The 10,212-nt window shown below is 71.4% G+C and carries 13 protein-coding genes and 2 pseudogenes; 13 read left to right on the top strand and 2 right to left on the bottom strand.

What is annotated here, in order from left to right:
* The 9 genes and pseudogenes from V6U82_RS03015 to V6U82_RS02975 all read left to right on the top strand — a co-directional run.
* Nucleotides 1-262, top strand: a pseudogene (locus V6U82_RS03015) (hypothetical protein); the annotation flags it as partial.
* Between the two features lie 31 nt (nt 263-293).
* Nucleotides 294-689: a hypothetical protein gene (locus V6U82_RS03010; protein WP_334459023.1), complete on the top strand. Its 396-nt coding sequence runs from the start codon at nt 294-296 to the stop codon at nt 687-689.
* Nucleotides 690-915: 226 nt separating this feature from the next.
* A complete protein-coding gene (locus V6U82_RS03005; protein ID WP_128136275.1) occupies nt 916-1,131 on the top strand; it encodes a hypothetical protein in 216 nt (71 codons plus the stop codon).
* 91 nt (nt 1,132-1,222) lie between these two features.
* Nucleotides 1,223-1,525, top strand: a complete 303-nt coding sequence (locus V6U82_RS03000; RefSeq protein ID WP_128136276.1) for an urease subunit gamma — start codon at nt 1,223-1,225, stop codon at nt 1,523-1,525.
* Nucleotides 1,522-1,902, top strand: a complete 381-nt coding sequence (locus V6U82_RS02995; protein WP_128136277.1) for an urease subunit beta — start codon at nt 1,522-1,524, stop codon at nt 1,900-1,902. Before V6U82_RS03000 ends, V6U82_RS02995 begins: the two co-directional genes overlap by 4 nt.
* Nucleotides 1,899-3,602 carry an urease subunit alpha gene (locus V6U82_RS02990; protein ID WP_334459021.1) on the top strand — a complete coding sequence of 568 codons (1,704 nt, stop codon included), beginning with the start codon at nt 1,899-1,901 and terminating at the stop codon, nt 3,600-3,602. The genes V6U82_RS02995 and V6U82_RS02990 overlap by 4 nt, the downstream gene beginning before the upstream one ends.
* Nucleotides 3,602-4,294, top strand: coding sequence for an urease accessory protein UreF (locus tag V6U82_RS02985; protein WP_334459020.1), 693 nt, complete (start codon nt 3,602-3,604; stop codon nt 4,292-4,294). Before V6U82_RS02990 ends, V6U82_RS02985 begins: the two co-directional genes overlap by 1 nt.
* Nucleotides 4,284-5,042, top strand: a complete 759-nt coding sequence (gene ureG / locus V6U82_RS02980) for an urease accessory protein UreG (protein WP_334459018.1) — start codon at nt 4,284-4,286, stop codon at nt 5,040-5,042. Before V6U82_RS02985 ends, ureG begins: the two co-directional genes overlap by 11 nt.
* On the top strand, nt 5,042-5,776 hold the full coding sequence (locus tag V6U82_RS02975) for an urease accessory protein UreD (protein WP_334459017.1): 735 nt from the start codon (nt 5,042-5,044) through the stop codon (nt 5,774-5,776). Before ureG ends, V6U82_RS02975 begins: the two co-directional genes overlap by 1 nt.
* Nucleotides 5,777-5,789: 13 nt before the next feature.
* On the opposite strand, the gene V6U82_RS02970 is transcribed toward V6U82_RS02975, so the two are convergent.
* Nucleotides 5,790-6,077, bottom strand: a complete 288-nt coding sequence (locus V6U82_RS02970) for a hypothetical protein (RefSeq protein ID WP_334459016.1) — start codon at nt 6,075-6,077, stop codon at nt 5,790-5,792.
* Here V6U82_RS02970 and V6U82_RS02965 point away from each other — a divergent pair.
* Together V6U82_RS02965 and V6U82_RS02960 are read left to right on the top strand one after the other, a co-directional pair.
* Nucleotides 6,071-6,367, top strand: coding sequence for an ABC transporter substrate-binding protein (locus V6U82_RS02965; protein WP_334459014.1), 297 nt, complete (start codon nt 6,071-6,073; stop codon nt 6,365-6,367). The genes V6U82_RS02970 and V6U82_RS02965 overlap by 7 nt on opposite strands.
* Nucleotides 6,364-6,615, top strand: coding sequence for a hypothetical protein (locus V6U82_RS02960; protein ID WP_334459012.1), 252 nt, complete (start codon nt 6,364-6,366; stop codon nt 6,613-6,615). Before V6U82_RS02965 ends, V6U82_RS02960 begins: the two co-directional genes overlap by 4 nt.
* A gap of 39 nt (nt 6,616-6,654) precedes the next feature.
* On the opposite strand, the pseudogene tnpA reads toward V6U82_RS02960, so the two are convergent.
* A pseudogene (gene tnpA, locus V6U82_RS02955) lies at nt 6,655-7,072 on the bottom strand (IS200/IS605 family transposase).
* An 8-nt stretch (nt 7,073-7,080) separates the two neighbouring features.
* Here tnpA and V6U82_RS02950 point away from each other — a divergent pair.
* Nucleotides 7,081-8,358 carry an RNA-guided endonuclease InsQ/TnpB family protein gene (locus V6U82_RS02950; RefSeq protein ID WP_334459010.1) on the top strand — a complete coding sequence of 426 codons (1,278 nt, stop codon included), beginning with the start codon at nt 7,081-7,083 and terminating at the stop codon, nt 8,356-8,358.
* Between the two features lie 540 nt (nt 8,359-8,898).
* The gene (gene urtA / locus V6U82_RS02945) at nt 8,899-10,143 is read left to right on the top strand and encodes an urea ABC transporter substrate-binding protein (protein WP_181726713.1); all 1,245 of its coding nucleotides are present in this window, start codon (nt 8,899-8,901) and stop codon (nt 10,141-10,143) included.
* Nucleotides 10,144-10,212: the final 69 nt, after the last annotated feature.

The following is a 10,212-nucleotide window of genomic DNA, read 5'->3' as shown; positions in this document are numbered from 1 at the left end:
CGAGGTCGGCAACCGGCACTACTTCTTCATCCTGAAGGGGTGCGTGAACGACCAGCCGGCGCGCGGGATCTACAACGAGTTCCTCCGTGCCGACCTGCAACCGCACCGCAAGGTGTTCGAGGTTCTCGGCGACCGCACCAAGTGCGAGCCGTCTCCGGATCAGCTGTCCGGCCTCGGCTTCAGCTCCACGGTCCGCAGCTCTGTGGTCGCCAAGGTGACCATGACCAGCGGTCGGCGCCGCCTCATCAGCATCCAGTTCTGATTCCCTACCCACAGATCGGAGAGAGTCCGTCGTGACCATTTTCGAGAAGGCCACGCGCGAGAAGTTCCGCTATCCGTCGGCCAAGGGACTGCTGACCACGGAACAGTTGTGGGAGCTTCCGCTGACCGCCAAGTCCGGCTTCAGCCTCGATGATGTGGCCAAGGCGGTCAACGCCGAGCTCAAGGCCGTCGACACCGAGTCGTTCGTGGCCACCGAGGCCAATCCGGCCAAGGCGATCTTGGAGGCCAAGTTGGAGGTCGTCAAGCACGTCATCGCCGTCCGCCTCTCGGAGGAGCAGGCGGCGAAGGCGGCGGCGGCGAAGAAGCTGGAGAAGGAGAAGTTGCTGGCGGTCCTGGGCCGCAAGCAGGACGCGGTCCTGGAAGAGCTGACCGAGGCAGAGCTGCTGGCCCGGATCAACAACCTGTAGGCCGCCGACAACCGGCATCTGCCGGCAGGTCCGCACATCGCCGGGAAGTACGGTCGCCATGCTGGGCATCGGATCGTGCCGATTATGATCTCTGCCCGGGTCCGCCGGTGTGGTGCGGCGACGTTCTCGTCCGGTGGTCACCGCAGGCTGAGATCGCCCCGGTCGAGCCTCGGCCGGCCCGCCGGCCGAGGGCCTGGAAGCGCGCGCCCGCGAACCGTGGGACGGCATGGCGTCGAGTCGGCTGTCCGCTCCCGACGCCGGCACCGCTCGATCCCTCGTCCCGAGCACACTGTTGCCCGCGCCGGTGGCGATCCTCTACGGTCTGCTGAAGCGGTGGGCGGTGCGGTCCGCATCCGACCGACACCGCCGGGTGCCCGTCGCGCGGGCCGGGATGGTGGAGTCCCGGGCCACCCCGTCGGCGGTCGTCGCGGCGGTCGTGTGACTTCAGCTCGTCCTCCGGGTGGTGCTGCCCGGCGCGGCTCCGCGCGGAGCCGACGGCGAGCGGGCCACGCCGATCCCCACCGGAGAATCCCGTGTTCCTCAGCCCGCACGAGCAGGACCGCCTGCTCGTCCACGTCGCGGCCGATGTCGCTCGCCGCCGCCGCGAGCGCGGCCTGCGACTCAACTATCCCGAAGCCGTCGCGATCATCGTCGCCTTCCTGCTCGAAGGGGCCCGCGACGGACGGTCGGTGGTCGACCTCATGTCCGCCGGCCGGACGGTGCTCGGCCGCGACGACGTCCAGGACGGCATCCCCGAGCTGCTGAGGGAGGTGCAGGTGGAGGCGACGTTCCCGGACGGTACCAAGCTCGTGACGGTGCACCACCCGATCCCGTGATCCCCGGGGAGATCCTGCCGGCGGCCGGCCCGGTCGAGATCAACGTGGGCCGGCCGGTGACCACAGTGGTCGTGGTCAACACCGCCGACCGCCCGGTCCAGGTCGGCTCGCACTACCACTTCGCCGAGGCCAACCCGGCCCTGATGTTCGACCGGGCCGTCGCCTGGGGTCAGCGTCTCGCCGTCGCGGCGGGTACCTCGGTCCGGTTCGAGCCGGGCGTGAGCCGCCACGTCGAGCTGGTCCCGCTCGGCGGCGCCCGCGTCGTGCCCGGCCTTCGCGGCGAGTGCGCCGGGCCGCTGGACGAAGCGTCACCGCCCGCGCCGGGAACGGACGCGCCGACGAGCGGGGCGCCGGCGACCGACGGGCCGGCGCGGTGAGCGCCGTGCGGCGGGACCGCTACATCGACCTGTACGGGCCGACCACCGGCGACCGCATCCGGCTGGCCGACACGAGCCTGCTGATCGAGGTGGAGACCGACCACTGCGTGGGCGGCGACGAGGCGGTCTTCGGCGGTGGGAAGGTGATCCGCGAGTCGATGGGGCAGTCGCGGGCGACCCGCGCCGAGGGCGCCCTCGACACCGTCGTCACCGGCGCGGTGGTGCTCGACCACTGGGGCGTGGTCAAGGCCGACGTGGGTCTGCGCGACGGGCGGATCGTGGCGCTGGGCCGGGCCGGCAACCCGGACACCATGCCCGGCGTCCACCCCGAGCTGGTCATCGGCCCGGCCACCGAGGTCATCGCCGGGAACGGCCGGATCCTCACGGCCGGCGCCGTCGACACCCACGTGCACTTCATCTGCCCGGAGATCGTCACCGAGGCGCTGGCCGGCGGCATCACCACACTCGTCGGCGGCGGCACCGGCCCCGCCGAGGGCACCCGGGCCACGACTGTCACCCCGAACGCCTGGCACCTGGCCCGCATGCACGAGGCGCTGGACACGCTGCCGGTCAACGTGCTGTTGCTCGGCAAGGGCAACACCGTCTCGCAGGAGGCGCTGTGGGAGCAGTTGCGCGCCGGCGCGGGCGGTTTCAAGCTGCACGAGGACTGGGGCACCACACCGGCGGCGATCGACGCCTGCCTGCGGGTGGCGGAGGCCTCCGGGGTGCAGGTGTCCATCCACACCGACACCCTCAACGAGGCCGGTTTCGTGGCCGACACGCTGCGGGCGATCGCCGGCCGGGCCATCCACTCGTACCACACCGAGGGCGCGGGCGGCGGGCACGCGCCGGACATCATCACGGTGGCCGGCGAGCCCAACGTGCTGCCGTCGTCGACCAATCCGACCCGGCCGTACACCGCCAACACGCTCGCCGAGCACCTGGACATGCTGATGGTCTGCCACCATCTCAACCCGTCCGTGCCGGAGGACCTGGCGTTCGCCGAGAGCCGCATCCGACCGTCCACCATGGCCGCCGAGGACCTGCTGCACGACCTCGGCGCGATCTCCATCATCGGCTCCGATTCGCAGGCGATGGGCCGGGTGGGCGAGGTGATCCTGCGAACCTGGCAGAGCGCGCACGTCATGAAGGAGCGGGTCGGCGCGCTGCCCGGCGACGGCGCGGCCGACAACCACCGGGCCCGCCGGTACGTGGCGAAGTACACCATCTGCGCGGCGATGGCGAACGGGCTGGACCGGGAAATCGGCTCGGTCGAGCCGGGCAAGCTGGCCGACCTGGTGCTGTGGGATCCGGCGTTCTTCGGCGTACGACCGCACCTGGTGCTCAAGGGCGGCATGATCGCGTACGCCCAGATGGGTGACGCCAACGCGTCCATCCCGACGCCGCAGCCGATGTTGCCGCGCCCGATGTTCGGGGCGTACGGCGCCGCGGCGTCGGCCACCAGCCTGGCGTTCGTCGCGCCGGCCGCCCTCGACGCCGGGCTGCGCCTGGACGTGCGGCGGCGGGTGGTGCCCGTCGCGGACGTGCGTTCGCGGGGCAAGGCCGACCTGCCGGAGAACGACGCGATGCCCCGGATCGAGGTGGACCCGGACACCTTCACCGTGCGGATCGACGGTCAGGTGGTGGAGCCGGACCCGGTGACACGCCTGCCCATGGCCCAGCGGTACTTCCTGTTCTGATGGCGACGTCGAGCCTGTTCCTGCTGCTGGCCGACGGTCGCTTCCCGGCCGGCGCGCACGCCCACTCAGGCGGCCTGGAGGCCGCCGTCGCCGCCGGCCGGGTCACCGACCTGGCCACGTTGGAGGCGTTCCTGGCCGGCCGGCTGGCCACCGCCGGGCTGGTCGGTGCGGCGTTCGCGGCGGCGGCGCACCGGGCGGTGACCTCGGCCGGTGCCGCCGTACGCGGGTCCACGCTGGCGTTGCTCGACGCGGAGCTGGACGCCCGGACGGCGGCGCCGGCGCTGCGCACGGTGTCCCGTCGCCAGGGACGGGCCCTGCTGCGCGCGGGCCGGGCCATCTGGCCGGAGGCGTCCTTCGACGACCTGCCCTCCACACCTGGCGGACCGCACCAGCCGCTGGTGCTCGGGCTGCTCTGCGCCGCCGCCGGCCTGAGCCGCGCCGAGACCGCCACGGTCGCCGTCCACGGGACGGTGACCGGTGCGGCCAGTGCGGCCGTACGCCTGCTCGGCCTCGACCCGTACCGGGTCCAGGCCCTGCTGGTCGGTCTCGCCGGCCTGTGCGACGGCACCGCCGCCGAGGCGGCCCGGGCCGCCGACGGCCCACCCGGGCGGCTGCCCGCGGCGGCCGCCCCTCTTGCCGACATCCATGCCGAAGCTCATGCCACCTGGGAGGTGCGTCTCTTTGCGTCCTGACACCGTTGCGCCCGATGCCGGCCGGAATCCCGCCCCGCACGACGAGACCGTTCCGCACACCCACCCCGAACCGGGGGTCGACCCGCACCCGCCGCTGGCACTCCCCGGCCGGGCGTTGCGCGTCGGCATCGGCGGGCCGGTCGGGTCCGGCAAGACCGCCCTGGTGGCGGCCCTGTGCCGGGCGTTCGCCGGGGAGCTGCGACTCGGCGTGGTCACCAACGACATCTACACGACCGAGGACGCCGACTTCCTCAAGCGGGCCGGCGTGCTGGACCCGGCCCGGATCCGCGCCGTGGAGACCGGTTGCTGCCCGCACACCGCCATCCGGGACGACATCGGGGCCAACCTCGACGCCGTGGACGAGCTGGCCGAGACGGTCGGTCCGCTGGACCTGGTGCTGGTTGAGAGCGGCGGCGACAACCTCACCGCCACGTTCAGCCGGGGGCTGGTGGACCGGCAGATATTCGTGGTCGACGTGGCCGGCGGGGACAAGGTGCCGCGCAAGGGCGGGCCCGGGGTGACGTCCGCCGACCTGCTCGTGATCAACAAGACCGACCTGGCCCCCATGGTGGGCGCGGACCTGGCCGTCATGGACCGGGACGCGCGGGCCCGGCGCGGCGATCTGCCGACGGTGTTCCTGTCGATCGTCGGCGACCCGGCGGCGGGGCGGGTCGCCGACTGGATTCGCCACGAACTGGCCCACCACGCGGCAGCGTACCCGGCCGCCGCGCGGGGCGGCCCGGCCTGATGCGCGCGTACGCCCGGCTGGTGGCCCGGGCCGACGGCCGGGGCGGCACGGTCCTCGCCGAGCTGCGCGGTGAGACGCCGCTGCTGCTGCGACAGACGCCCGGCGGCGGCGGGGCCGTGACCGTGTACGTCGTCGGCGGGGCGGCCGGCCCGCTCGCCGGCGACGACCTGCGGCTGGAGATCGACGTGGGACCGGGGGCGGCGGTGCGGCTGCACACCGTCGCCGCCTCGGTCGCCCTGCCCGGCCGGCCCGGCGTCGTGTCGCGGATGACGGTCCGCGTCGTGGTGCACGAGGGCGGCGCGCTGCACTGGCTGCCCGAGCAACTGGTCGCCGCGGCCGGCTGCGCCCACCTCGCCGAGTCCCGGGTCGAGCTGGCCGCCGGGGCGAGGCTGACCTGGCGCGACGAGGTGATCTGCGGCCGGTACGGCGAGGCGCCGGGCGGCGCTGTCGTCCACACCCGGGTCGACTACGACGGCCGGCCGCTGCTGCGCCAGTCGCTGGCGGTGGGACCGGGCGCGCCCGGCTGGGCCGGCCCCGCGGTGCTCGGCGGCGCGCCGGCCACCGGGTCGCTGCTGGTGGTGGACCCGTCGCTTCCCCACGAGCCCGCGACGGTCCAGGGCACCCTCGCCCGGCTGCCCCTGGCAGGTGGTCCGGCGACACTGTGGACCGCCACCGCTCCCGACGCGCACACGCTGCGCACCCACCTCGACGTGGAGGTGGGCGGGGCGGCCTGATCCGGTACGGGGATCAGCGGCGAAGGTCGGCCGCCTCGGCGTTGTCGCGGCGACCCGCCGGGTCGAGCCGGGCGATCAGGTCGGCGAGGTGGTCGAGCAGGGCGGTGCCGGCCGGTACGCCCGCCTCGGCGAGACTGGTCCGGACCCGCTCGTCGAGGCGGGCGTGCTCGCGGCGGCCCCGGGTGGTCAGGTAGGCCCGGATACGTCGGCGGTCCAGCGGGTCGACCCGCCGGCCGAGGTGGCCGCCCAGGTGGAGGCGCCGGTGTCGGTGGGCGCGGTGCAGGGCGTAACCGGTTGGCACATCTCCTCGGTGCGGCAGGCGCTCGCGCCCGGGTCGCGTACCGCGTGCCCTACGTCTACACCGCCCTGTACGAGGGCGGTGAGCGTACCGAGGGGATCTATCTGACCAGCGAGACGCCGGACGCCCAGATGTGGCCCGCGATGCGGTTGCTCGCGGGGGGACAGGGCGTGCGCCGCTGGTTCGTGGTCGGCAACAACTACGTGTGGCTCCGGCGCACCGCGCGGGCGGCCCAGCGGTACGTGCTGCGCAGTGGTGGTCGCGTGGTGGGGCAGGCCTTCCTGCCGCGTTGATGGACCAGCGTTGCCTGCGGCTGAGCACCCTGATGGACGAGAACATGCTGCTGGCCAGCGGGGCGGGCGCGACGCGGCCGGCCTACAGCACGGCGGGCTTCTTCGCCGGTCTGGTGACGCAGGAGAACCCCGACTTCCACGGCGAGTTCGCCCGCCGGTTCAGGGTGGAGGCGCCGCCGCTGGGCAGCCTGGGGAAGTCCTGCTACCCGGAATGCGGGCCAGTGCTCCGGCCTTCAGGCCGGGGGTGAACGCCCGCGCTGGGAGGGCTGCCGGGCCCGAGCATTGCCTTAACCGGGACGGTTCTGCTGCTCGATGTACTGCTTCACGACGCTTAGCGGTGCCCCGCCGACGGAGCCCGCGAAGTACGAGCCCGACCAGAGCTTGCTGGCCCGGTAGTAGTGGCGGACGAGGTCGGGGAACTCCTGCCGCAGCCGTCGCGAGGAGACGCCCTTGAGGGAGTTGACCAGCCGGGCTTACCGCGACCTTGGGCGGGAAGTTGACCAGGAGATGCACGTGGTTGTTCTCGCCGTCGAACTCGACCAGCTCGGCCTCGAAGTCGGCGCACACGTCCCGCATGATCTCCTCCATCCGGGTCAGGTGCCGGTCCGCGAACACCTTGTGCCGGAACTTCGCCACGAAGACCAAGTGGACGTGCATTGCGAAAACGCAGTCTCTGCCGGTGCGAATGTCTGCAAGCTCAGCCATGAACCAACATGTTGGTGTTTCCCGTGCAGCTCCGGTACCAGTTCCGCGTCTACCCGACGCCCGGCCACCAGGTCGAGCTGGCCAGGGCGTTCGGGTGCGCGCGGGTGGTGTTCAACGACGGACTCAGGCTGCGCCAGCAGGCTTGGGAGGCGGGCGAGAAGTACGTCTCCGATGGAGAGCTTTCCCGCCGTCTGATCACCGAGGCGAAACTGACGCCGCAGCGGGCGTGGCTGGGCGAGGTATCGGCCGTGGTGTTGCAGCAGGCCCTGGCCGACCTGAATACCGCGTACCGTAATTTCTTCGCCTCGGTCTCCGGCAAGCGCAAGGGCCGCAAGATCGGACTACCCCGGCTCCGGTCCCGCAAGGACAGGCGGCAGGCCATCCGGTTCACCAAGAACAGCCGGTTCAAGGTCCTCGACAACGGCCGCCTGCGGCTGCCGAAGATCGGCGACCTGGACGTGCGCTGGTCGCGGACGCTGCCGTCGGACCCGTCCAGCGTGGCGATCATCCGGGATGCGGCCGGGCGGTACTTCGCCTCGTTCGTCGTCCAGACCAGCCAGGACGAGACGCTGCCGCCGGTCGACTCCGAGGTGGGCATCGACCTGGGCCTGACCCACTTCGCGGTGCTGTCGGACGGCACGAAGGTTGCCGCGCCGAAGTTCCTGCGCCGGGCCGCGCGCAAGCTCAAGCGGTTGCAGCAGGCCCTCTCGCGCAAGCAGAAGGGCTCGGCCAACCGCAAGAAGGCCGTCGTGAAGGTCGCCACGGTGCACGCCCGGGTGACCGACACCCGGCGGGACTGGCAGCACAAGCTCTCCACACGGATCATCCGCGACAACCAAGCGGTGTACGTCGAGGACCTGTGCGTCGTCGGTCTCAGCCGGACCCGGCTCGCCAAATCGGTACACGATGCGGGCTGGGCAAGCTTCACCGCCATGCTGGAGTACAAGGCCGCGAGGTACGGGCGCACCTTCGGCCGGGTGGACCGGTTCTTCCCGTCCACCCGCATGTGCTCCGACTGTGGCCGGATCAACGACAAGATGGCGCTGAACGTCCGGGAATGGGACTGCCTCTGCGGAGCAGCCCACGACCGGGACGTCAACGCCGCCGTCAACGTGCTCGCCGCTGGACAGGCGGAGAGTCGAAACGACCGTGGAGCGCAGGTAAGACCGGGACTCGTCCCGGCACCGCGCGGCGAAGCGGTAACCCACCCGGACGCCGCGTGTTCCACGCGTAGCGTGGAGGGAATCTCCGTCCTTCAGGGCGGAGAGGATGTCAAGAGGGCGTGATGCTGCTCGCCGCCGCCCTGATCGGGCAGGCCCGCACCCTCGACGTACGGTGGCGTACCACGGGCCGCGCGGTCGGCTGCGGCTGCGTCGACGGCACGTGCGCCAGCGGATCTACCTCGCCGACGCCGACGGTCTCGACTTCATCGTGCTCGCCCAGATCTGACCGCCCGGTTCCGACCCTTGACACGTCCACCCGGCCCGACCCTAAGATGCTTCCTGCCTGAAGTATCTGCCCGGAGGGCGGATACCACGAATGCCTGTCCACCGTCGGCGGAATCTGTCCGCCGACCATTGTGGTGGCAATTATTCGTCGAACCAGTCACGGTGTCAGCCGTTATCGCGTGCGCGCTTTCACGTGCGCGGGAAACAGTCAATTAAGGACTGGGAAACGTCCGCGCAATCATGTCGGTCGACGCTTTGCGTGCCCGTAACCGATGCGACGACCGTAGGCGACGTCCACCCGCCGACCTCGGCATCGCCAACTCCACCGGACCGCACCGGCCGTCCTTTCGCTACTTCAGTGCACCGCAGGGAGATTAGATGTCAGTTCTTTGGGGCCGCCGCCTCCTGGCGGGTGCCATGACCCTCGTCGCCGCGGCGGCCGTGACCGCTTGCGGCAGCAAGACCAGTGACGAGGGCGGCGCGGCCGGCGTCACCGCCGACGTCTCCGGCGACACCGTCAAGGTGGGCCTGCTCAATTCGCTCTCCGGCACCATGGCGATCAGCGAGGTCACCGTCCGCGACTCCATCATGCTCGCCGTCGAGGAGATCAACGCGGCCGGCGGCGTCCTCGGCAAGAAGATCCAGCCGGTCGGGGAGGACGGTGCCTCGGACTGGCCGACCTTCGCGGAGAAGGCCGAGAAGCTCATCTCCGAGGACCGGGTCGCAGCCGTTTTCGGCTGCTGGACGTCGGCCAGCCGCAAGGCGGTCAAGCCGGTGTTCGAGAAGAACAAGGCGCTGCTGTTCTACCCGGTGCAGTACGAGGGTCTGGAACAGTCGCCCTACATCTTCTACACGGGCGCGACGACCAACCAGCAGATCGTCCCCGGGCTCGACTACCTCAAGGCCCAGGGAACGAAATCGGTATACCTGGTCGGCAGCGACTACGTCTTCCCGCGGACGGCCAACAAAATCATCAAGGCGTACGCGGCGGCGAACGGGATGACAGTGGTCGGCGAGGATTACGCGCCGCTCGGGTCCACCGAATTCGGCACGATCGTCAACAAGGTCAAGTCGTCCGGCGCGAAGGCGGTCTTCAACACCCTGAACGGCGACAGCAACGTGGCGTTCTTCAAGGAGTACAAGTCGGCGGGGCTGACCGCCGCCGCGATGCCGGTGGTGTCGGTGTCCATCGCCGAGGAGGAGGTCAAGAGCATCGGCACCCAGTACCTGGAGGGTCAGCTGACCGCCTGGAACTACTACCAGACCACGCCCGGCGCGGCGAACAGCAAGTTCGTGGCCGCGTACAAGGCGAAGTACGGCGCGGACAAACCGACGAGCGACCCGATGGAGGCCGCCTACGTCAGCGTCTACCTGTGGAAGGCGATGGTCGAGAAGGCCGGCGCGTTCGACGTCGAGAAGGTCCGCGGGGCCTCCGACGGAATCACCTTCGACGCGCCGGAGGGCCTGGTCACTGTCGACGGCAAGACCCAGCACATCGCCAAGACCGCCCGCATCGGCAAGATCGGCGCCGACGGCCTGATCACGGAGGTGTGGAACTCCGGCAAGCCGGTCGCGCCGGACCCGTACCTCAAGACCTATCCGTGGGCGAGCGGCCTGAGCTGACGACGCCGGCCCCGGGCGGGCGCCGCGACGACGCGCCCCGCCCGGGCCCCGACCAGCAGTACGGGAGTA

Source organism: Micromonospora sp. CPCC 205554 (assembly GCF_036902745.1).
In the GTDB taxonomy this organism is placed as follows: Bacteria; Actinomycetota; Actinomycetes; order Mycobacteriales; family Micromonosporaceae; genus Micromonospora; species Micromonospora tulbaghiae.
This window is presented reverse-complemented; position numbering and strand designations above follow the sequence as displayed.